Source organism: Thermomicrobium roseum DSM 5159 (assembly GCF_000021685.1).
Classification (GTDB): Bacteria; Chloroflexota; Chloroflexia; order Thermomicrobiales; family Thermomicrobiaceae; genus Thermomicrobium; species Thermomicrobium roseum.
In genome coordinates, this window is record NC_011961.1 from 73,529 (window position 1) to 95,335 (window position 21,807).

General features: G+C 64.9%; 15 protein-coding genes. 10 read left to right on the forward strand and 5 right to left on the reverse strand.

Going from position 1 to position 21,807, the window contains the following annotated elements; all coding sequences use genetic code 11:
* Window positions 1-258 precede the first annotated feature (258 nt).
* Window positions 259-648, forward strand: a complete 390-nt coding sequence (locus TRD_RS09665; protein ID WP_012642836.1) for a VOC family protein — start codon at window positions 259-261, stop codon at window positions 646-648.
* Between the two features lie 210 nt (window positions 649-858).
* Window positions 859-1,650, forward strand: coding sequence for an SDR family oxidoreductase (locus tag TRD_RS09670; RefSeq protein WP_012642533.1), 792 nt, complete (start codon window positions 859-861; stop codon window positions 1,648-1,650).
* Between the two features lie 468 nt (window positions 1,651-2,118).
* On the opposite strand, the gene TRD_RS09675 is transcribed toward TRD_RS09670, so the two are convergent.
* Together TRD_RS09675 and TRD_RS09680 are read right to left on the reverse strand one after the other, a co-directional pair.
* On the reverse strand, window positions 2,119-4,830 hold the full coding sequence (locus tag TRD_RS09675; RefSeq protein ID WP_012642778.1) for an ATP-binding cassette domain-containing protein: 2,712 nt from the start codon (window positions 4,828-4,830) through the stop codon (window positions 2,119-2,121).
* 61 nt (window positions 4,831-4,891) lie between these two features.
* Window positions 4,892-5,449 (reverse strand): ECF transporter S component, encoded by a 558-nt coding sequence (locus tag TRD_RS09680; RefSeq protein WP_012642690.1) that lies wholly within the window; start codon window positions 5,447-5,449, stop codon window positions 4,892-4,894.
* Between the two features lie 189 nt (window positions 5,450-5,638).
* Between TRD_RS09680 and ccmA the strand changes: the two genes are divergently transcribed.
* Both ccmA and TRD_RS09690 read left to right on the forward strand, forming a co-directional pair.
* A complete protein-coding gene (gene ccmA / locus TRD_RS09685; protein ID WP_012643065.1) occupies window positions 5,639-6,634 on the forward strand; it encodes a heme ABC exporter ATP-binding protein CcmA in 996 nt (331 codons plus the stop codon).
* 3 nt (window positions 6,635-6,637) lie between these two features.
* The gene (locus TRD_RS09690; RefSeq protein WP_041437212.1) at window positions 6,638-7,450 is read left to right on the forward strand and encodes an ABC transporter permease subunit; all 813 of its coding nucleotides are present in this window, start codon (window positions 6,638-6,640) and stop codon (window positions 7,448-7,450) included.
* Here TRD_RS09690 and TRD_RS09695 read toward each other — a convergent pair.
* Together TRD_RS09695 and TRD_RS09700 are read right to left on the reverse strand one after the other, a co-directional pair.
* Entirely contained in the window at window positions 7,391-8,662 is a 1,272-nt protein-coding gene (locus TRD_RS09695) for an MFS transporter (protein WP_012642687.1), read from the reverse strand. The genes TRD_RS09690 and TRD_RS09695 overlap by 60 nt on opposite strands.
* A gap of 183 nt (window positions 8,663-8,845) precedes the next feature.
* The gene (locus tag TRD_RS09700; RefSeq protein WP_012642932.1) at window positions 8,846-9,286 is read right to left on the reverse strand and encodes a DUF1801 domain-containing protein; all 441 of its coding nucleotides are present in this window, start codon (window positions 9,284-9,286) and stop codon (window positions 8,846-8,848) included.
* Window positions 9,287-9,839: 553 nt separating this feature from the next.
* On the opposite strand from TRD_RS09700, the gene TRD_RS09705 reads away from it, so the two are divergent.
* The 3 genes from TRD_RS09705 to TRD_RS09715 are packed head-to-tail and all read left to right on the forward strand — an operon-like array spanning window position 9,840 to window position 14,565.
* Window positions 9,840-11,558 carry a long-chain fatty acid--CoA ligase gene (locus TRD_RS09705; RefSeq protein ID WP_012642483.1) on the forward strand — a complete coding sequence of 573 codons (1,719 nt, stop codon included), beginning with the start codon at window positions 9,840-9,842 and terminating at the stop codon, window positions 11,556-11,558.
* Window positions 11,555-13,768, forward strand: a complete 2,214-nt coding sequence (locus TRD_RS09710) for a 3-hydroxyacyl-CoA dehydrogenase NAD-binding domain-containing protein (RefSeq protein WP_012642608.1) — start codon at window positions 11,555-11,557, stop codon at window positions 13,766-13,768. The genes TRD_RS09705 and TRD_RS09710 overlap by 4 nt, the downstream gene beginning before the upstream one ends.
* A 26-nt stretch (window positions 13,769-13,794) precedes the next feature.
* A complete protein-coding gene (locus tag TRD_RS09715) occupies window positions 13,795-14,565 on the forward strand; it encodes an enoyl-CoA hydratase/isomerase family protein (protein WP_012643189.1) in 771 nt (256 codons plus the stop codon).
* A 96-nt stretch (window positions 14,566-14,661) separates the two neighbouring features.
* Here TRD_RS09715 and TRD_RS13790 read toward each other — a convergent pair whose 3' ends face one another.
* On the reverse strand, window positions 14,662-16,002 hold the full coding sequence (locus TRD_RS13790; RefSeq protein ID WP_012643250.1) for a polysaccharide deacetylase family protein: 1,341 nt from the start codon (window positions 16,000-16,002) through the stop codon (window positions 14,662-14,664).
* Window positions 16,003-16,686: 684 nt separating this feature from the next.
* Here TRD_RS13790 and TRD_RS09730 point away from each other — a divergent pair.
* The 3 genes from TRD_RS09730 to TRD_RS09740 are packed head-to-tail and all read left to right on the forward strand — an operon-like array spanning window position 16,687 to window position 21,786.
* A complete protein-coding gene (locus TRD_RS09730; RefSeq protein WP_012642930.1) occupies window positions 16,687-17,637 on the forward strand; it encodes a DUF4007 family protein in 951 nt (316 codons plus the stop codon).
* Window positions 17,634-20,960: a hypothetical protein gene (locus TRD_RS09735; RefSeq protein ID WP_012643011.1), complete on the forward strand. Its 3,327-nt coding sequence runs from the start codon at window positions 17,634-17,636 to the stop codon at window positions 20,958-20,960. Before TRD_RS09730 ends, TRD_RS09735 begins: the two co-directional genes overlap by 4 nt.
* A gap of 31 nt (window positions 20,961-20,991) precedes the next feature.
* Window positions 20,992-21,786 (forward strand): phosphoadenosine phosphosulfate reductase family protein, encoded by a 795-nt coding sequence (locus TRD_RS09740; RefSeq protein WP_041437462.1) that lies wholly within the window; start codon window positions 20,992-20,994, stop codon window positions 21,784-21,786.
* The last annotated feature ends 21 nt before the right edge of the window (window positions 21,787-21,807 follow it).

The following is a 21,807-nucleotide window of genomic DNA, read 5'->3' on the forward strand; positions in this document are numbered from 1 at the left end:
CCCGCGCGCCCTCGTCTCCCTCAGCCACGGTCATGCGTACCGGTCACCTGCTCTCCCTGGCGGCCGAACCCGCGAGATGGCTGATCCCGCCTCGTCCACGCTGGCCTTGGCGACTTCCGCCTGGTACGGGCAGTGGGTCACGCGGGAGAACCGACCGAGGGATCGCATCGCTCGCTTCCTGTCCGACCGGTCGCCAGCAACCGGGTAAAACTGCGATGCTCAGAGAGGTGTAGGGTACGAGCGATGAGGAGGTTTCGCATGGTCGCTCTTCGGCGGATCCAGCATGTCTCGATCACCGCTCCGCTGGATGGTGCCGAGCGTGCACGCGCTTTTTATAACGGTGTGCTGGGGCTCCGCGAGAAGCCGGTTCCCGAGACACTGGCTGGGCTCAATATCCTGCTCTGGTTCGATGTCGGGCCGAGCGAACTCCATATCGTCGCCGAGGACGACGAGACACGCGGTCGCTCCCGGCGACACGTCTGCTTCGAAGTGGACGATCTCGCGGCGGTACGTGCACGGCTCAGCGAGGCCGGGTACCAACCATACGATGCTGCTCCTATCCCGGGGCGACCTCGTTTCTTCTGCCGTGATCCCTTCGGGAATCTCTTGGAATTCATGGTCTTCGCCGAGGAAGGCAGCGAGCGCTGAAACCGGTTGCACAGGGTAGGGAAGCAATCTCTGCCCACCGCGCGATCGATGCGTCTCGGTGATCGCAGGCTGGACCGGGCACCGGGGCAGTTGGGCGCGAGCGAGGCAGCCTTGCCAGCGTCGTCGATGCGGCCCATACTCGACGGAGCAGTGCATCGTGGTGCCGGCCGACGGTGTCCGGTGCCGTGCGTTCGTCGGAGGAGGTGTAGGATGGATCTCGGGTTGCGTGGCAAGGTCGCGATGGTCGCTGCAGCGAGCCAGGGGCTCGGCAAAGCCGTTGCGCTCGGTTTCGCGCGCGAAGGTGCGAACCTCGCCATTTGCAGCCGGAATCGAGCGGCGCTCGAGGCAGTCGCGGAAGAGGCGCGCGCACACGGTGTCGACGTCCTGGCCATACCGGCCGATGTGACCCGAGCCGAAGACATCACCGCTTTCGTCGAACGCACGGTCGCTCACTTCGGCGGGGTCGATATCCTCGTGACCAACGCTGGTGGCCCACCCGCGGGAACGTTCCAGGACTTCCCCGACGACGCGCCGTGGCAGGCAGCTTTCGAGTTGACTCTGCTGAGTGCCGTGCGCCTGATCCGCGGCGTGCTCCCCTCGATGCGTGCTCGTGGTGGTGGATCGATCGTCGTGATGACGTCGTCGTCGATCAAGGTTCCGATCCCCAACCTGATCCTCTCCAACGTCTTCCGAGCTGGGGTCGCTGCCCTCGCCAAGACACTGGCCGAGGAGTTCGCACCGTACAACATCCGGGTCAACAACGTGCTGCCCGGACGCATCGCCACTGAACGCTTGCTCTATCTCGATCGCGTCACGGCCGAGCGCCTGGGGGTCGATCCAGAGACGGTTCGCCAGCGCGTGATCGCCACCATTCCGCTGGGACGCTACGGCGATCCGGAAGAGTTCGCCAACGCGGTCGTGTTTCTGGCCTCGGAGCGCGCCAGCTACATCACTGGAGCATCGCTCCAGGTGGATGGGGGCTATATCAAGTGCATCTATTGAGCCAGACACAGGACACTCACGGATGCTCGGGGTACCGGAGGCTTGCCTGAGAAGGCGTCCCTGGGAGGCGAGCGAGCCCTCTTCTCGCGGATGGAGTGCCTCCGGTCGGGCGACCGACTCCTCGTCCGGGCAACTGGCCCAGCCTGAGGGCTCCGGCCTATCGGGGAACTGAACCGACACGCCTCGTGGGTGCAACGATCAGCCCAGGATGGGCGCCGACGCGATTTGCCGCGTTCGGTCGCTGCTCGCCGGATGAGGTCTCGCACCGGCGTACCCATCGGAACGCTCGCCAGCTGCGCGCTTGCGGCACGGCACCGTCCAGCGGAGCGTTCGGCACGCCTCCATGACGCTCGTCCCGCGGACGAGTCGGACGAGCCGAAATCGGTATCGACTCCCCTCCTGACCGATCGCTCCTGGCGCTGACCAGCGCGCGACGGGGGGACTGCTGGGTCATCGGACCGGTGGGGCTCAAGCGAGGGGCCAGAGCGGCGAACGCCCCACCCCGGCCAGCGCCGCGACGAGGAGCGCTGCGGCGAGGGCTGCTCCCGTCACGAGCACCGACCAATCCAGCGCACGCATGCGGAGATCGGCGAAGTGCGGTCGGTTCCCGCGCCGACCGACTCCCCTGGCGGCGAGCGCCCAGCTGAGCTGCTGCGCCTGACGGAGGGTCGCGGCCAGAGCGACGGACAGGACGGGGAGCAGGGCACGCAGTCGGGCCATCCCGCGTTCGGGAATGATCCAGCCGCGGGTCTGCAAGGCTTCGGCAGCCGTCCAAAACGTCTGTGCGAAGACGGGAATGAAGCGCAAACCGATGGCGAGAGCGAGTCCCACGCTCAGGGGAAGCCCGAGCCGGACGAGGCTCTGCACGAAGGCACGCTCGTTCGTCGTCGCGAACCACGCGAGCGCGAGGAGAGCCAGCGCGACCACGCGCAGGGCGGCGCCGACTGCCCCCAACAGGCCCGGCAGGGTGATCACGAGCGGACCGACCTCGAGGAGGATCGGCGCGCCGGAACGATCGAAGAGCGGTCGCAATAACAACACGAGGACGAGGAGCGGGGCGAGGGCTCGCCAGACCGCGAGTGAGCGCGCGCGGTCGAACCCGCCTGCCCGCCACAGCACGAGGTGCAGGAACCCTGTCATGGCGAGCAAGAGGAGCGGACTCTGCCAGAGCAGCACCGGCAGCGCCAGCCCGAGGGCGAGCGCGAGCTTGACGCGCGGGTCGATCCGCGCCAGGAACGGGGGAGCGCCCGTCGCTCGCTCCGGGCTCGCCTCGGTCATCGGGCCCTCCGTCCCGACAGCCGGGGGCTCGACGCTCCCCTGCGCGGTTCTCGCCGGCGCGTGGTTCCCAGCGTGTTCCAGTGCCGCGACCAGTTCCGCTGGTTCTAGCGCTGGCGGCAAGCCGAGGACATGAGCGAGCGCGGTGACCGGCAACGGCACGAGACCGGCCCTGGCCAGCAGCTCCGCGTCACCCAGCACGGCGCGCGGGGTTCCACTGGCCCAGACGCGTCCACCGGAGAGAAGGACCACGCGGTGCGCACAGCGAGCAACGAAGCGGAGATCGTGACTGACGACGAGCGTGCTCTGGCCGTTCGCTGCTCGCTCGGCGAGCAGTCTGGCGAGACGATCGCGGCCGGCACGGTCGAGTGCGCTGGTCGGCTCGTCGAGCACGAGGAGTCGTGGCTGGCGAGCCAGCGCAGCAGCCAGGGCGGCGAGCTGGCGCTGGCTGCGGCTCAGGATCCAGTGTGGACGATCGGCGACGAGGGCGAGCCCGCACTGCTCGAGCACGACTGCGGTCCGGGCAGCGACCGCCGCTGGTGCCGATCCGAGCGTCCGGAGGGCAAAGGCGACCTCGTCCCGCGGTGTGGTGCGAACCAGCTGGTGATCAGGATTCTGCGCCACATACCCGACGAAACGAGCGAGTTCACCGATCGAGAGCGTGCGGGTGTCCTGTCCAGCCACCAGGACCCGGCCACGCTCGGGACGCAGCGCACCGATGACATGGCGGGCGAGCGTGGTCTTGCCCGATCCATTGGGACCGACGAGCGCGACGATCTCTCCTGGAGCAACGGTGAGGTCGATGTCCTGGAGCACCAGCGGCCCACCCGCGTAGCGGAAGGAGACGCGCTCGAGTTGGAGGACGGGCTCGGCCGAGGCATCCAGCGCCGCTCGACTCGGTTCGGCTGCCGAGCGAGCTGTGAGCCTGGTCGCATCCCGAGTCGCCTGCGTCAGCAATTCGTGGTGCGGCGAGCTCGCAGGCACGACCCGAGCGAGAAAGGCTCGAGCATCCTCGACCGTGCGGAAGACGGGCAACGGCGTGCTCCCGAGCACCGGCGCGAGCGCCACGGCCAGCAGCGCCAGCTGGGGCGGATCGATCCCGAACTCGCCGAGGCGATCAGGGTCGGCGAAGGCGACGTTCGCGGGAGCATCGAGCGCGAGGCGTCCACTGGCCAGCCCGAGCAGGCGCTCGACGAGCGGGAGCAAAAAATCAGCATCGCGCTCGGCCAGCACGATCGTCAGGCGGTATTCCGGCTGGGCGGCCAGTTCGGCCAGTGCCCGTTGGATCTCCTGTTTGCCGAGCGGATCGAGCTGGGCTGCCGGCTGGTCGAGGACGAGGAGCGCCGGCTGGCGAGCGAGCGCCACGGCGATGGCCAGGCGCTGCTTTTGCCCCCCCGAGAGTTGATTCACGGGCCGGTCACGCAGCGCAGCCAGTCCGACGACGGCGAGCGCCCAGTCCACGCGCCGAGCCACTTCCTCCGGCGGGTCACCGCGGAGTTCCAGCGCGAACGCGACCTCCTCGGCGACGGAGAGACCGATCAAGTTCGCCTCGGGATCCTCGAAGACGATGCCGACTCGCTCGGCGAGCTCAGCGGGTGACACGCTCGTCGTCTCGCTGCCGGCAACCTCGAGCCAACCGCGCACGACACCGCCGGTCTCGTGCGGCACGATACCAGCGAGCGCTCGGCACAGGGTGGTGAGCCCGCTGCCGCTCGCCCCGACGAGGCCGACGAGCTGCCCGGCCGGGATCACGAAGGAGAGGTCTTCGAGCGCTGGCCCGGCTGGGTCCGTGGACTCCAGGCTAGGGTAGCGATAGGTGAAGCGCTCGGCCCGAACAGCGGACGGGACGGAATCGGGATCAGTCAGCTGACATCCGTCGGCCAGCGAGTGCGGGTCACTCTGCATGCCAGCTCGATCCGATCAGCCGCTCGGCATGACTGTACCGGCTCACCGCGTAGCGGACCGTTTACGCTTCGCGGCGGAAACGGGCCGGCCGAAGCTGGGTCAGCACGACCGCATAAGTCCGACGGAAGAAGACCGTGAGTGCGATGCCGCCGATGGCACCGGTGGTCACCTGCCAGATATTGAAGGGGAGATTCGCCGTGGCGGTCACCAACCCGATGCGCAGGACAGCGATCTCCCACAGGAAGTACCCGGCGACGATGATCACGCCGCCCAAGATCGTCGCGAGAACCATGCGCCAGAAACCAGCTCGCCAGCCGATCCATCCAGCCAGGAAACCTTGCAGCCCGTGCAGCACGAGCGTCGCCGGAGCGTACTGACCATAGCCACTGGTCAAGTCAGCGAGCATGGGACCGAGGGCGCCGCTGACGCCACCCACGATCGGACCGAAGAGGAACGCACCGGTGTAGATGGCGATATCCCCCAAATGGATGTATCCGCTGGGGATCGGGACCTGAATGAAGCGCGTCGCCACGAAGACGACCGCGATCATCACGCCTGCCAGAGCGATGATCAGCGGGCTCACCTCGAATCGTCGTTGTTCCATCCGCGGACGGTCCATATCTTCCCCTCCTCTCTCAGGCTACCCCGAAGCCTGGGTCACGACGAGCGCTTTGGCAACAGCCAATCAGCACCATCCAATCCAGCCAGCCGCGAGGGGTCGATGGATAGCGAACAGGCAGGCCATGCACGGCGGGTGAACTCGCTACCAGGTTGCCGGTGAAGCAGCCGTCGTGGAGAATTTGGCAGATTGCGCATCGCTCGCCGAGGGAGGCGCGCGATCGGCAGGCAGCAGGCAGCAAGGGAAGACCGACCGATCATCGTCGTCTCGCGGCTCGAGCGGCGGTTCGGGGAGGTCATCGCCCTGGCCGGTATCGACTTCACGGTCGCCGCGGGGGAAGTCGTCGGCCTGCTCGGGCACAACGGAGCAGGGAAGACGACGACACTCCGTTTGCTCCTGGGTCTGCTCGCGCCCCATGGGGGAACGATCCGGGTCTTCGGCATGGAACCGGTGGTGGCCGGAGAAGCGATCCGGGCCCGCACCGGTGTGGTGGGCGAGCAGGTCGGGCTCGACGAGCGACTGACGGCCCGCGAAATCCTGACGTTTTTCGCCGATCTTTACGATGTCCCACCAGCTGTGCAACGTCAACGGATCCCCCTCCTCCTGGAGCAGTTCGGCCTGGCTGACGTGGCCGACCGGCGCGTCGCGACGTTCAGCGCCGGCATGCGGCAACGTTTGGCTCTGGCCCGCTGCCTCCTCCACGACCCCGAACTCTTGCTCCTCGACGAGCCGACGACAGCACTGGATCCGGTGGCGGCGCACCAGGTGCGCGAGCTCATCGCGGAGCGACGCCGCGAGGGACGGACCATCCTCCTGGCGACGCACAACCTGGACGAGGCCGAGCGATTGTGCGACCGGGTGATCATCCTGGAACGGGGTCGCGTCCTGGTGGAGGGGCCGCCGCGCGAACTCGCTGCTGCGCTGGGCGTCCCGGCACAGCTTTCCCTGGAGGTCGATCCGGAACGAGGAGCCGAAGCTCTGGCGCTCCTCGAGCGGAGTGGCGCAGCCGCTCGACTGGAGCCCGAGCCTGGCCGGCTCACCGTCGAACGTGTGACTCGGCGGCAGGTGCCGGAGCTGGTCGCGGTACTCGTCACCGGAGGAATCGCGGTGTACGGCGTGAGCTTGCGGACCCCTTCGTTGGAGGACGTCTATTTGGCCCTGCACCAAAGGGCCGAGCGGAGGTGACCGGTGCACTGGCGTCGGATTCTCGCGATCGTCCGGAAGGATCTTGCGGCCGTGCGTCGCAGCCGGACGGTGCTTTTGCCGCTCGTGCTCGTGCCACTCGTCTTCTTCGTGCTCATGCCGGTCGCGATCGGGCTCCTAGCGCGTTTCCTGCCGATCGACGAAAGCGATGCACAGGACCTGGAGCGTTTGCTCCGAGCGCTGCCAGCTGCCGAACGCGAGCGTTTCCAGGCACTGAATCCGGGACAGCAGCTGGCGGTCATTTTCTTCAGCTACCAGTTCGCGCCGCTGATCCTGATCGTTCCCCTCGCCACGACCATGGTGATCGCGGCTGACGGGATCGCGGGGGAGCGGGAACGACGGACGCTCGAGGCGCTGCTGGTCACGCCGGTGCGCGACGAGGAGTTGTTCCTCGGCAAAGTGCTGGCGGCTGCCCTCCCGGCCAGCCTGGTCGACTGGATCGGCGCGACGATCGCGGCCCTCCTGGCGATTGCGGTCAGCGGGATCGGCCCACCGCTCCTCCCCAGCCTTTCCTGGCTCATTCTGGCCTATCTCGGTGGGCCTGGTGTGGCCGTGTTCGGTCTGAGTATCGTCGTTCTCATCTCCTCGCGCGTACGCGGGATGCAGGAAGTCTCGCAGCTGAGCGGGCTGGTCGCGATCCCGCTCATCGGCTTGATCGTCGCGCAAGGGAGTGGACTCTTCTTGCTCGACTGGCGGCTGGCGCTAGCCGGATCTCTGGTGATCTGGGGGATCGCAGCCTTACTCCTGCGCGTCGGTCGACGCTCGTTCCAGCGGGAGGCGCTCCTCCGTCTGGGGTGAGCGAGCGGAACCGAGCAGCGAGCGGCAGGCAGCGGTCTCGGCCAGGCAGGCAGCGCCAGCCGAGAGCGCTCCGACCACCACGAGCGCCAGCCAGATCGGCTGGTAGCGGCCGAGGGCCGTGTAGAGGAGACCGGCCCCGAACGGCGCAGCTGCACGAGCGAGCGTGACGGGCAGGGTCATGGCCCCGGCGATCGCACCGTAGGCAGCACTGCCGAACAACTCGGCGGGGCGAGCCGCTCGCACGATCGTGATCATCCCGTTCGCCATGCCGAAGAGGACGACGAAGGCGAGTACCCCGGCCGCGCGGTGGCCAGCCACGAGCAAGAGCAGCAGTGCACCTCCCTGGACGAGGAAGACGAGCGTAGTGAGGACGCGGTCGGAGAGCCAGCGACCGAGCGGCGCGATGAGGAGCCGACCCGGGATCTGCATGAGGCCGACCAGTCCGGTTGCGGAGGCAGCGAAGGCGGGCGTATAGCCGCGGTCGAGCAGCGAGGGGAGGAGATGCACCGTAACGGTCACGGTGACGAAGGCTGCCAGGGTGAGGGCTGCCGTGAGTGCCCAGAAGGGAAGAGTCCGCAGGGCGGCACGAGCGTTCGTCGCTGCCCGAGGTCGGGGGGAGATCGGCTCGCGTGGTGGAGCGCGGAGCAGAAGGGCGTGCGGGAGCACGGTCGTCAGCGCGAGCAGTCCAGCCAGGACGAGGAGGGCAGTGCGCCAGCCCAGGAGCGCGATGAGCCAGGTGATGAACGGGGTGAAGATGACGCTGGCCAAGGCGCCCACGAGCGTGAGCACGGTGAGCGCCTGGCGCCGGCGACGCTCGAACCACTTCGCGATCGTCGCGAAAGCAGGCTCGTAGAGCACCAGGGCCATGACGAGGCCGAGCCCTGCCCACACAGCATAGAACGCGGCCAACTGGGTGATACGCGACCAGGCCAGGAGGAGCAGCGTCGCTGCGAGGGAGCCGAACGTCATGGGAAGGCGTGGACCTCGCTGATCGAGCCAGCGCCCGACCAGTGGCGCGACGAAGCCGGAAAGGAGCAGAGCGAGCGAGAAGGCGCCAGTCAATTGCGCACGCGACCAGCCGAACGCTTGCTCCATCGGGACGAGAAAGACCGCGAAACCATAGTAGAGAACGCCCCAGGAGACGGTCTCGGTCAGCGCGAGCGTGGCCACGATCACCCAGGCATAGCCCTTATCACGTTGGTGGCGATGCACTGTGCTTTCTCCTCCGATCGCCGCTCCACGAACGCAGTGCTGAGAGACCAGACTCGAGGTCGTGCGAAGGCGCTGGTTCGAGCGAGAGGGACAACGGGTCGGACACCGGTCTCTCCTGGTGCGTCGCGCCGATTTCCCTGGCGGACGAGCGCCCGAGCACAGCTGGCGCGGACCAGCCGATGCTCACCTTGGCTCGCGGTCGGTCGCTCCGACAGCACGCTGCACCAACTCGCGCACGCGAGCCTCTTCGGCCGGACCGAGTTCGGTGATCGCGAACGCGACCGGCCACCAGGTGCCCTCGTCGAGCTGGGCTTTATCGGTGAAACCGAAGGTGAGATAGCGTTCGCCGAACGTCTGCGGACTGCGGAAGAAGCAGACGACAGCTTTCTCCAGCGCGTACGCGGGGAGACCGTACCAGAGTCGCGGCGTGAGTTGTGGTGCAGTGCTGCGGATCACGAAGTCGAGGCGCTCAGCGATGGAGCGCCACGGTTCGGGCATCGCGGTGATGGCGGCACGGACGGCTTCTTCACCGTCCACCGCACCGCTCCGTCGCATGGTGCGCCGCTGCTTGCGGCGATCAGGCTGCCTTGCGTCTGCCGGGCCATTCATCTGCTCATCGCTCATCGTGCCCTCCTCGGACAGGCCATCAGCTCTTGAGCAGCGTAGCAGGGAAGGCGGGTCGGCACCAGGCGAGTCGACAGCGGAAGCAGGAACGGTGTCACCGAGAACTGCTCGGCCCTCCCGAGATCAGGAGTCCACAAGGGTGGACGGCACTCGCGACGTGGTGGAATGGTACGACGCCCGGTCCAGCAGGCGTGGAACAGGCTCGACGACAGCAGCTGGCTTCGTCCGACCAGTTCTGGCGGCCACGACAGGCGCTCACCGGGATGCCGCGACGGAGCGACGTCGAGACGACCAACTCACCGAGCGCGCAGGAGGGAAACTCGCCGTTACTCGGATCGAGCGGCCGCTCTGCGCCGTTCTGAGCCGGGCGATAACAGGGTAAGCAGTGCGCGCTCACCCGGTCGCGACCGGGAGCGTGGTGACCGTCTGACGAGCGCCGGAGGAAGCATGAAGCCGATACGCTCGGCTCGGCCACCACGCGCCTACCCTGCGTCTGGCTCGCCGCCTGTTCGAGGGAGGGTTGACGGGCTCGGTCGCGGGAGCTATTTTATGCATGAACAAAAGCACTCGCAGTGCTGCCTGCGCGGAGTTCCCGGAGCGAGTCGATCACTCCTTCCGAGAGGGGTTCGCCGGAGAGGAGCACTGGTACACGGATCGGGCAGGAGGGAAGCGCGGCATGAATCTGGACACGCTCACCATTCGACACGTGCTCGTGCGCACGCATCGGTACTTTCCGCGCTCCGAAGTCGTGGAGCGAGTCGGAGAGGGACAGGTTCGGCGGTTCTGCTATGCGGAGTTGGCCGAGGAGGCGATCCGATTCGCCAACGGGCTCAGGAGCCTGGGAGTCCGAGAAGGTGACCGGGTTGCCACCCTGTTATGGAACACCTGGCCGCACCTCGTCGCCTACCTAGCGATTCCGAACATCGGCGCGGTGATCCACACGTTGAACTTGCGTCTGCACCCGAACGACCTCGCCTACATCGCTCACCATGCCGAGGACAAAGTTCTGATCGTCGAGGACTCGCTGGTTCCGCTCTACGAGCAGTTCCGTGATCACGCTCCCTTCCAGCAGGTCATCGTCGTCGGCGACGCAACCAAGGTACCGGGGGCACTCTCCTATGCGGAGCTGATCCAGCAACACGAACCAGACGAACGAGCGCTGGTGGATGTGCATTGGAACACGCCGGCTTTCCTTCTTTATACATCGGGGACGACGGGGAAGCCGAAGGGTGTGCTGTACGTGCATGCGCAGCTCGCACTGGCAGCGCTGGCTTTGACCTCGACGATCACCTACTACGTGAGCAAGGAGGACTCCATCGTTCTCTCGGTCCCGATGTTCCATGTGGCGAGTTGGGCGCTCCCCTACGCCGGACTGATCGTCGGGGCCAAGCTGGTGCTGCCTGGCCCGCACCCGCAACCGGCTGACCTCCTGAACTTGCTCTCCGACGAGCAGGGGACCTTCGTGGCCGGCGTCCCGACCGTTTGGCACGATGCGGCGAACCTCGTCGAGAACTATCCGGGGCGATGGACGTTCTCGCCAAAGCTCCGGCTGATCCTGGGTGGGAGCGCGGCACCGGAAGCGTTGATTCGCCGCTGGGAGTCGTTCGGTGTGACGGTGATCCACGGCTGGGGGATGAGCGAGGTCCTGCTCGGTCTCCAGTCGCACGTCAAGCTGGCCGACTTTCCGCCGGAAAAGCGGTACGAATTGCTGCTCAAGCAGGGGATGCCCTCTCCGTTCGTCGAAGCCAAAGTGCTGACCTTCGATGGCGCGGAAGCCCCGTGGGACGGGCAGACGATGGGTGAACTCCTGGTGCGCGGCGCCTGGATCGCCGACTCCTACTATCGGGGCGAGAGCCCGGACTCTTTCGTCGATGGCTGGCTCCGCACCGGGGATGTCGCCGTGATCGACCAGGAAGGGTATGTCAAGCTGGTCGACCGTTTGAAGGACGTCATCAAATCGGGTGGGGAGTGGATCAGCACGATCGAGCTGGAAAACGCTCTGATGAGTCATCCGGCGGTGGAGGAAGCAGCCGTGATCGGCGTGCCGCACGAGCGCTGGCAGGAGCGACCGATCGGGGTCGTCGTCTTGCGCAGGGGGCAGTCTACCACCGAGGAAGAACTCAAAGAATACTTGCGCCAGCGGTTCGTCCGTTGGTGGGTGCCGGACGCGATCGTCTTCGTCGACGAGTTGCCGAAGACATCCACCGGCAAACTGGCGAAGGCGACGCTCCGCGAGCGGTTCCGTGACTGGAAGTGGGAGGAGCGCGCGTGATCGAGAAGGTCGGGGTCCTGGGCGCCGGATCGATGGGCGCAGCAGTGGCTGCCCTCGCTGCCTCGGCGGGGCTGGAGGTCATCTTGCTGGACGTGAAGGGGGAAGGCGATCCCGCCGGGCCAGCTCGCCGCGGGCTGGAACGAGCGGTCAAGCAGCGGGCATTCCTCGATCCGAGCGCGGCCGGCCGGGTTCAGGTCGGCAACGTCGAGGACGATCTCCCGTTGCTCGCTGGCTGCGATTGGGTACTGGAAGCGATCATCGAGGAGCGGGAGGCGAAGCGCACGCTGTTCCAGCGCCTCGCTGCCATCCTGCCTCCCCAGACGATCGTCACGACCAACACCTCGACCTTCACGCTGCACGCGTTACTACCGGACGAACTCGGCGCCTGGCGAGATCGGTTCTTCGTCACCCATTTCTTCAATCCACCGCGTGCACTGCTCCTCTGCGAGGTGACAGCCTTCCCAGAGGGAGAAGGGGAACGCTTTTTCGGCTTCGTCCGTTTCCTGGAGCAACGCTTGGGACGACGCGCCCTCCTCGTCCGCGATACCCCGGGCTTCGTCGCCAACCGCTTCGGGATCTACGCCTTGGCACACGCCGTGCGGCTGACCACCGAACTCGGGCTCACGCCGGAGGAGGTGGATGCCTTGACCGGCCCGCTGCTCGGTCGGCCACGTTCCGCCACTTTCCGGACGATCGACCTTACCGGTGTGGACATCCTGGTCCTGGGGACGCGGAGCTTGCAGGAATCGACCGGTGACGACTACGCGGTACCCGACTGGATCCTCGAGCTCTATCAGGCCAAGCGGTTGGGCGACAAGACGGGTGGGGGTATCTACCGCCGCGAGGGAGAGCAGCAGCTGACCTACGATCCCCTGCAGCACGGCGATCGCCCCTTCCGCCCGGCAGCGATTCCCGGGCTCGACGACCTCCTGCGCCAGCCGTTTCCGGAGCGCTTGGTGGGCGCGCTGGACTTGCCTTCGCCATACGGGGACTACGTGCGGCACCTTCTCGGGCGCACCTTCGGGTACGTGCTCGCGCGCACGCGCGATGCGGCGCGCGACATCGCCAGTGTCGACCGGGCACTCGAGTGGGGTTTCGGCTGGGCGGCCGGACCGTATGCGCAGATGCAGTTTCTCGGACTCGAGCGCGTCCGGGAGCTCCTGCAGGACGCTGGTGTACCAGTGTCAGATCTCCTCGCGCTCGCCGAGGAGCGAGGCGGATTCTTCCGCGATGGCCGGGTGTTGGATCCCGCCAGTGGCGAACTCATCCCGGAGGAGCAGCTTCCCTCGACGCGCCGGACACGCCAGATCCGGCTGCGGGAAGCACTCGACCGCCAGGGAACACACGACCTCGGCGATGGGATACTGGCCGTACGGGTACGCTCGCTGGAGGCACTACCCGAACTCGTCGCGGGCACGCTGGCGCACGGGCCCAGCGCGCTGGTACTGGTGCCGGCCTTCGCGGGCCTGGGCTATCCGTACGAGGATCTCCTGGAGTTGGCCGAGCGAGGCGAGTGGGAGACGATCGAGCAGCGACTGGTGACCCTGCAGGAGGCACTGAGGGCCGTGGCACGCCTGCCGGTGCCGGTGGTGACAGCACTCGACGGGGAAGGGCGCGGGGCCGCAACGACGCTGGCGCTCTGGAGCGACGCGACCGTAGCCTTTCTCACAACGCCGCTGGGATTCCCGGGCGCGACCGTTGGACTGCTCCCGCTCGGCGCGCTGACGGCGTTGCGCGTGCGGGCTGAAGCACGAGAGTACGGGCTGCAGGCACCGCTGCGTGCCGAATTCGGGGTAGTGAGTGCGCTCACCGCCTTCCTGGCATCCGAGCGAGTAGAGTCGGCGCAGCGAGCGGGGATCTCCGGGCTACTCGGTGACCGCTGGCTGGCGACGATGGATCGCGACGGCTTGCTCGACGCAGCCGCGGGACTGGCTCGCGCTCTAGCACGGAGCGTGCCCAGGCGCCCGCTGGGGGACGCCGTCGAGCTGGGCACAGCCGGAGAGCAGGTGACGGCCGGGCTGCGGCTCGCCGAGCTGGAGCCGGCTACGCGGCAGGTGGTGGAAGCGCTGGTGCGGGCAGTGCGCCGATCGGGCAATGTGGACGATCTCCTCGCGGCAGAGCGAGCCGTGCTGCGCGAACTCCTGCGGGACGGGGAGTACCGGCAGCGCGCACGCGCGACTCTGCAGGCACTGGCAGCAGCGCGGCGGTGAGGTGACGGGGAAAAGGGGAAAACAGTATGACGCGGATCCTGCGGGAACGACGAGACGGGGTACTCCTGCTCCGACTGAACCGGCCGGACAAGCTCAACGCGATCGACGCCGCGATGCTCGGCGAGCTGTGCGCTGCACTGGAGGAAGCGCGAGTCGACGACACGGTACGCGTGGTCGTCCTGACTGGTAACGAGCGGGCATTCTCGGCGGGTGCCGATATCGACGGCTTCGCTGGTGTGACGGTCGAGGAGCTGGCGACGAGCCGCTCTGACCTTCCGCAGTGGGACACCATCCGGCGCTTTCCCAAGCCCCTGATCGCGGCTGTTTCCGGTTATGTGTTCGGGGGAGGGCTCGAGCTCGCACTCGCCTGCGACATCATTGTGGCGGCGCAGGGGGCGCGGTTCGCAGCGCCGGAAATCAAGATCGGGCTCATTCCAGGGGCTGGAGGGACGCAACTCTTGGCCCGTCGCTTCGGCAAGTACCGAGCGATGGAACTGGTGCTGACCGGCCGAGAGTTTTCGGCGGAGGAGGCCGAACGCTGGGGTCTGGTCAACCTGATCGTCCCAGCGGAAGAGTATCTGGAGCGAGCACTCGAACTGGCGCAGCAGATCGCGCAGTACCCGCCGGCAGCGGTGCGGGCGGCGAAAGCGGCGATCGTGACTGGGCTCGAGATGCCGCTGGATGCGGCGCTGCGCTTCGAACGCGAACTCTTCTTGCGGATCTTCGCGACACCAGAGGCGCAGGAAGCGATCCAGCGTTTCCTGGAGCGCCGGCGGGCCAAGCAGCGAGCTGAGTGAATACCATCCTGCGCCGGGAAGGGAAGGGGACGCAGGCCGGCTGGGGAGAACGACCCAGCCGGCCTCGTTTGACATACAGGAGGCGGACGGCGAGTGTCAGAAGCGCTCGACGTACCAGGCGAAGCGGTCGAGAGAGATGCGTCCGTCGATCTCGACGCGCGGCTCGACCCAGCGCTTCTCGCGCGTCCACCGTGTTCCGCCCCAGGCGGCCATGGCGCCGAAGTAGCCGGTAGTGCTGACGATGCTGGCGACTCGTGGGTTCCAATCGCCCCCCGGGTAGGCGAAGAAGCGGACCGGCTCACCGAGCCACGACTCGAGCGTACGGCGACTGGTCTCGGCTTCCCAGCGGGCGGCGCCATCGTCGAGGCGAGTCATGGCGCGGTGGGTCATGGAATGCGAGCCGATCTCGTGGCCCATGGAACGGAGTTCGCGGAGTTCGGCTGCGCCGAGCGCACTCCGGCCAGGCAGGACGAAGAAGGTCGCTGTCATGTTGCGGGCAGCGAGCGCGCGGGCAGCGGCGAGTTGGCTGCGCGGACCATCGTCGAAGGTGATGACGACCGCTCGTTCGGGCAATGGACCATCGGCCAGGAGCGCCTCGAAAGCCTGTTCGAGCGAGATGGTGACGTAGCCGTTGGCGAGGAGCCAATCGAGTTGCTGCTCGAGGCGCCAGAGGGGGATGCGGTAGCGGGCGGCTGGCTCGCCGATATCGTGGTACATGAGCACCGGCAAGCGGAAAGCGCGCGGGAAGAGGGCCGGATCGTAGTCGGGCACGCCGGGCTGGCGGGAGACGGGAGCGGTCTCGACGCCATCGCGGGCTGCGAGCTCGGCACCGAGGCGAGCCAGCTGGACCTCCCAGAGCGTGCCGAGCGCCTCGGGATGCCAGGAGAAGCGGGCGCGCTCGAAGTACTGGACGGTGACAGGCTGGCCGGTTTCCGGATCGACTTCGGTGAATTCCTCGGAGATCGGGTAACCGAAGACGGGGAGGCCGCCATTGCGGAGCCAGAAGCGGAGGAAACCGTTGGCGAGGAAATGGCCGGTTTCCGGGAAGAAGCGGCGAAGCGGCGTATCCGGAGGTCGCGTCTCGAGAGAGAGCGCTGCGAACGCGGGATCGGTTCGGCCAGCAGTGAGGTGCGCAGCGACACGGGTGAGTTGCACCGGGCAGTCCGTCTTCCCCAGGCACCCCAGCGATGCCTCCAGGCGAGCCCGCTCGAAGTACTGGACGAGTAGGCCGTCCCGCTCGTGCGCCTCGCTCAGGGGATAGCCGAGGATGCGGAGTCCACCGTGGGCGCGCCAGAAGGAGAGGAAGGGTTCGGCGACGTGATGGCCCGTGGTGGGGAAGTAGACGACGGACGGTGGGCCAGCGGCGCGCGCTGGCTGGACGGCGGCGAGCAGGCCGAGGACGAGCGAACAGATCCAGAGGAAACGGAGATACCGCATTGTCCTCCTCTTCCCAGCACCCAGCACCGACGAACGCTCCGCGGTGCCTTTCTACCAGATGAACGAGCGAACTCGTGAACGGGTTACGAAGGGGGAGTGACGACGGAGTGGGCGGCTCGTCCGCTCGAACGCCAGGGTCATCGACCGACGCGGCGTTTCGCTGGTGAGAGGGACCAGTGAGTACGGTGCGAAAACCGAGAGGGCATGGCGCGCGCTCGGTCGATGCCCGTTCGGTTCCGTCGCCATGACAGGGGGAGCCTCGAGCAGGATGCGACCATCCCGCCCGGTCGGCGAGGCGATGACCAGGCACAGGGCGTGGGTGGGCTCACAGAATCAGGCATGAGCAGGGCAGCGACACGGCGGGCGGTGGAAGTCATCAGGACGATAATAGCATGAGTGCCGACAACTGGCCGTCAACAGGGTGTCAACAAACGGTCAACCCACGACCATGCTCGATAAACAATACTGTGATAGTCAGCTAGTCACGGTTCGCTTCCTCCGGAGCAAGCAAGGTGTTAATCTATTCCTTGCCCCTCGCGAGGGGACTCAGGGCATGGTAGCGGAAAGCGCTACGCAATCCACCACGCATTTGCGCGGGAGGTTCCCCGGATACCCCCACACTATAGGGGAAAGGGCGCTCGCGAAAACAGCAGGTTTGGTAGTTAGGGGAGGTAGGTATGAGCGATGACCCAACCGACACTCCTGCCTGGCCAATCTTCTGAGCGAACAAATGGCAATCAAGAGCGCTACGGTTTCTCAGGACACCAGACGTTTCCGTTCCGGTACAGCTGGTTGAAAAAGGCAGTCGATGCCGTGCATGAGGATCCGAATGTATTCCGACGGGAGGATGCAGTTGTCATCTTCGGTGTCGGCAAGAACATGGTGGAAAGCATTCGACACTGGGGATTGGCGACACAAGTACTGGAAGAGGATCAGCGGACTCGTCGGCTGCGGATCTCCGAATGGGGCAAACTTCTCTTCCTGGAAGAGTGTGACCCGTATTTAGAGGATCCGGGGTCGCTCTGGCTGCTGCATTGGCTCCTCGTGAGCAATCCTGCAAGGGCAGCTACATGGTACCTAGCTTTCAACGTGTACCCGTTCCCCGACTTTCGAAAAGACACTCTCGTGACCTTTATCGATGGCTTCGCTGACCGGAACCAGTTGCGGGCGAATATCGGGACGATCCGGCGAGACGTGGACTGTTTCATCCGCACCTACACACCGAGTCGATGGACAAGCACAGAGGTCCCCGAGGACAGTTTCAACTGCCCGCTCGTGGAACTGGAACTGCTCGAACTCCTACCCGATGGCATGACCTACCGATTCGTAGTAGGGTCGAAGCCGAGCTTACCGGTTGAAGTTGTCGCCGGTGTCATTCTCTCCCTTCTCGGGAGGCTCGGCAGTGGTCGGCGAACGGTGAGCATCCACGAGTGCCTCTACGAGCCGCTGAGCCCCGGACAGGTCTTCAAGCTCGACGAGCCCACGCTAGTGGAGTATCTAGATCAGCTGGAGTCGCTCACCGGTGGCGACATTGCGGTTGATGAGACAGCAGGTCTACACCAGCTCTATGTGCGCCGACCAATCGACGGAAAAGAGTTGATCGTGCAGTATCTACGGGCACGGGTGACGCCATGAGTACGGGAACACTCGGTCAACGCTTTCTGCGATCGGTACAGATCGAGCGTGACTGGCAGAGCCGTGACGTAATCGCGCACTACGTGCCGACGTTACAGGTTCGACAAGTCCTAAGGCGACTGGGTGACGCGCTCGCAAACGGGGCGACGGATCGTGCCTGGACCCTTACCGGTCCCTACGGGACGGGAAAATCGGTGTTTGCCGCGTTCACGCTCCAGCTCTTATCCGCAGTCGATGCCGCTCAGAGTGAGGCGTGGCGTATTCTACGCCTGCACGATTCCGAGTTAGCCTTTTTCCTCCAAGAACGACTCAATGGACGGCGGTTGTTCCCAATACCAGTGGTAGGACGACGGACCTCGCTGCCAGGATGTCTCATCAAGAGTCTGGCGGGGCAACTGGCGATACTGCCGGCGACTGCAGAGCGTGAGAGATTGCAGGCCTACGCTGCAGAAATCCTCAACACGGAGACGGATCGTCCGCTCGATCCGGCGGACATCCTTAACCTGCTAGACGATGTGAAGATGCTCGTGAAGCATTCCGGTTATCACGGCATCGTGGTAGTGATCGACGAACTGGGTAGGATTCTCGAGTACGCTGCTTCCGACCCAGTACGAGGTGACATTTCGCTCCTGCAAGAATTGGCCGAGTTCGCGAGCCACAGCGGGCAGGATCCTGTGTTGGTGCTAGGTATACTGCACCAAGCCTTTGACCAGTATGCCCGCTATGTAGATACTGCGATGCGACGCGAGTGGGCAAAGGTGCAAGGACGTTTCGTCGATATCGCATTCATCGAGCCTCCCGAGCAGCTCATGCGATTGGCAGTAGATGCGCTTGCCGAGAGTCATGCAGTGCCGAGGCCTGATACCGAGGCCATCGCGGCTGTTGCTGAGATAGCAGCAGGGGAGGACCTCGGGCTCCGGCCGCGCCTCCTCGAGACTGCACTTTTCAGGGATCTTGTCCAGCGGGCAGCACCGCTGCATCCTGTCTCACTCGTGGTGCTGCCATACTTGTTTCGTCGCCTGGCGCAGAACGAGCGGTCACTCTTCACTTACCTTTTCGCCCACGAACCGTTCGGATTTCAGGATAAAGTCCGGCAACATCCCGGAGCATGGGTTCGGCTCCCTGATCTTTTCGACTACGTGGCAGTCAATCTCGGCAACAGCCTGTCCCGTCATCCACTTTTCCAAAGATGGTTGGAAGTGGTGCAAAAAATGGATGAGCACCCCGAGCTGAGTTGTGTGGAAGTGGGCATTCTCAAGACGATCGGGGTACTGGATGTGCTCGCCGAAGGAAGTCACCTTCGGCCAACACCGGAACTCATCAGCTTCGCTCTCGCGGACACGCCAGGAGATGCCGAAATTCGAACCAGCTTGGAGGGACTGCACAGGCGGTCACTAATCGTCTTCCGTCGGTTCAACCGTAGCTACCGTGTCTGGGAAGGCAGTGACGTCGATATCCCGATGCGACTCGAGGAAGCGCGCAGGAGGACAGCCGGACAGTACCGCTTGGGAGCAACACTCGGACGCTACCTGAAAGCACGCGCCCAGGTCGCCCGACGCCATAGCTTCGAGACCGGTACGTTACGGTTTTTCGAGGTGCGTTATCTCGACGAGCCTCTCCCGGCTGAGCAACTGAGACCACAAAGTGGGGACGGGATTATCGCGTGTTGCCTGCCCCGTAACGATGTCGAGGCACAAGCGTTCCGTGAGTGGGCATGTGGGCAGGAGATCGCCTCACGTAGCGACCTCATCGTTGCGCTGCCGGAACAGATCAGCACACTCCTGGAAGCAGCGGCTGAACTCGTCGCACTGCACTGGGTGAGAGAGAACACACCCAACCTGCGGGACGACCGAGTAGCCCGCCGCGAACTCGACACGCGGACCGCGGAGGTCGAGCAGGAGATCAAGCGGCTGCTGGACCGACTCCTCGATCCACGGCCAGCTCCGGTCGGTAGCCGCTGCAGCTGGTACTGGTTGGGTGAGAAGCAACCGATCGACCATCCACGTGGAGTAGCAGCATTGCTTTCCAGGGCGATGGACCAACACTACTCGCTCAGCCCCCGGATTTGGAATGAACTGATCAACCGTCGGGTTCTCTCGACTGCGGCAGCAGCTGCGCGGCGCAACCTGATCGAGCGAATGCTCACTGCCGGCAACCAACCTCGCCTGGGTCTGACTGGCTTTCCGCCGGAACGGGCAATCTACGAGTCGGTGCTGTTCGCAACGGGGCTTCACCGACCAAACGAGCATGGGGAGTGGGGATTCCATCCACCTCGCCCAGATAAGGATCCGGCACGCCTCACCCCCCTGTGGGAAACGATGGAACGCGAAATCTTGGCGGCGACCGAGCAGCGAATAGGATTGCAGCAGCTGTTTAATGAATTAGCCGAGCCGCCCTTCGGAGCAGCTGAGGGCGTGTTGCCCATTTTGTTCTGCGCATTTTTCCTCGTGTATCGGAAAGAAGTCAGTCTGTATCGGAACGGAGTGTTCGTTCCGGAACCCAGCGTTGCGGACTTCGAGATCCTGTTGCGTCGTCCAGACCGTTTCGAAGTCGGTGGGGCTCGCGTCGTGGGTGGGCGCAAGTTGGTAATCGAGCGGTTAGCCCGCTGGTTGGGGACCGAGCCTGCGCTCTTGCCGGTTGTGCGTGCGCTCTTGGCAGCAGTCCGCGCGCTCCCGGAGCACGCGTGGCGGACCCAGCGTCTACCGCGGGCGGTGATCGAACTGCGGGAGACCTGCGCACGAGCATCCTCACCGGAGCGCTTGCTTTTCTTCGACTTGCCCACCGCGCTGGGCGAAATGCCGTTCGGCACAGAGGAGGTCGACCCCGCCCGGATCGATCGGTTTTTGGAGCGACTGAGCGAAGCACTCACTGCCCTCGGCCAAGCAACCCCGCGGGTGATCGAAGAGGCGCGGGACCGATTGTTGGAAGCCTGCGGACTCCCGCACGGCATGGAAGGGTGGAAGGCGTTGCGTGCGCTCGCGCAGCGCTTGGAGCGGGCGGCTTTTCCACCCGATCTGGCCGGACTGCTCGTGCGACTGCGCCAAGAACAAGACGACGAGGCAAGTGTCGAGAGTGTCTTGGCGTATCTGGCCACGCGGCCGCCTCGATTGTGGACGGACGACGATGTCGAGCGAGCGTGCACGCAAGCCCGCATCATCGGCAAGCGCTTACGGACAGTCGCTGCGACGTGGGATTGCCTGACGCCGCAAGACGAGGCGCTGAGCGAAGAAATCGCCAGACGCGTCAGGGAGATCCTGCCAGTGAACGTACCGCGCCACGTTCTCCGGGCAGCCCTGCTGCGCTTGCTGCAGGAGACAGACTAATGTAGAATATGATCGGGTGAGGGGCTTACCCATGCAAACCGGTGAACGGCGGGTCCGGCACATTCTCTCGCTTTCGGGAGGGAAGGACAGCACGGCGCTGGCCATTTACCTGCGTGACCGGATACCGGAACTCGAATACGTGTTTTGCGACACTGGGGAGGAACTTCCCGAGACATACGAATACTTAGAGCGTCTCGAAGCGTTTCTCGGCAAGCCGATCGTACGCCTAAACCCTGAGCGCCCCTTCTCCCACTATCTGGATCTCTACAGAGGCGTCCTTCCTGACGCACGAACCCGGTGGTGCACACGTATGCTGAAGATCAGACCATTCGAGCGATATGTCGGCGATGATCCGACGATCCACTACATCGCCATTAGAGCTGACGAAGCCCATCGCAAAGGTTACATATCTAAGAAGCCCAACATTACGCCTCGATATCCCTTCATTGAAGCGGGCATTACCAAACATGATGTCATCAGAATCCTACAGGAGAGTTCTATAGGACTACCTTCGTACTATACTTGGCGGTCGCGATCTGGATGCTACTTTTGCTTCTTTCAACAGAAAATTGAGTGGATTGGCCTGTTACAGCACCATCCTGATCTCTATGAGAAAGCCATGAGCTATGAGAAACTTGATCCTGTGACAGGTCAGCGCTTTACTTGGAATCCAGAAGAGAGCCTGCAAGAACTAGCGCGTCCGGAGCGAGTAGAGGATATCCTAACAAAGGCGGGACAACAGTATAAGCGGGACAAGGATAGCACAAACCTTTTGAGCATACTATTTGATGATGACTGGGACGCATGTTTGATTTGCCATTTGTAAAGGGCTATTCGGATGACGATT

Coding starts and splice junctions, on each gene's coding strand:
- TRD_RS09665 (WP_012642836.1), top strand. CDS start 259: ATGGTCGCTCTTCGGCGGATCCAGCATGTCTCGATCACCGCTCCGCTG.
- TRD_RS09670 (WP_012642533.1), top strand. CDS start 859: ATGGATCTCGGGTTGCGTGGCAAGGTCGCGATGGTCGCTGCAGCGAGC.
- TRD_RS09675 (WP_012642778.1), bottom strand. CDS start 4,830: ATGCAGAGTGACCCGCACTCGCTGGCCGACGGATGTCAGCTGACTGAT.
- TRD_RS09680 (WP_012642690.1), bottom strand. CDS start 5,449: ATGGACCGTCCGCGGATGGAACAACGACGATTCGAGGTGAGCCCGCTG.
- TRD_RS09700 (WP_012642932.1), bottom strand. CDS start 9,286: ATGAGCGATGAGCAGATGAATGGCCCGGCAGACGCAAGGCAGCCTGAT.
- TRD_RS09705 (WP_012642483.1), top strand. CDS start 9,840: ATGAACAAAAGCACTCGCAGTGCTGCCTGCGCGGAGTTCCCGGAGCGA.
- TRD_RS09715 (WP_012643189.1), top strand. CDS start 13,795: ATGACGCGGATCCTGCGGGAACGACGAGACGGGGTACTCCTGCTCCGA.
- TRD_RS13790 (WP_012643250.1), bottom strand. CDS start 16,002: ATGCGGTATCTCCGTTTCCTCTGGATCTGTTCGCTCGTCCTCGGCCTG.
- TRD_RS09730 (WP_012642930.1), top strand. CDS start 16,687: ATGACCCAACCGACACTCCTGCCTGGCCAATCTTCTGAGCGAACAAAT.
- TRD_RS09735 (WP_012643011.1), top strand. CDS start 17,634: ATGAGTACGGGAACACTCGGTCAACGCTTTCTGCGATCGGTACAGATC.
- TRD_RS09740 (WP_041437462.1), top strand. CDS start 20,992: ATGCAAACCGGTGAACGGCGGGTCCGGCACATTCTCTCGCTTTCGGGA.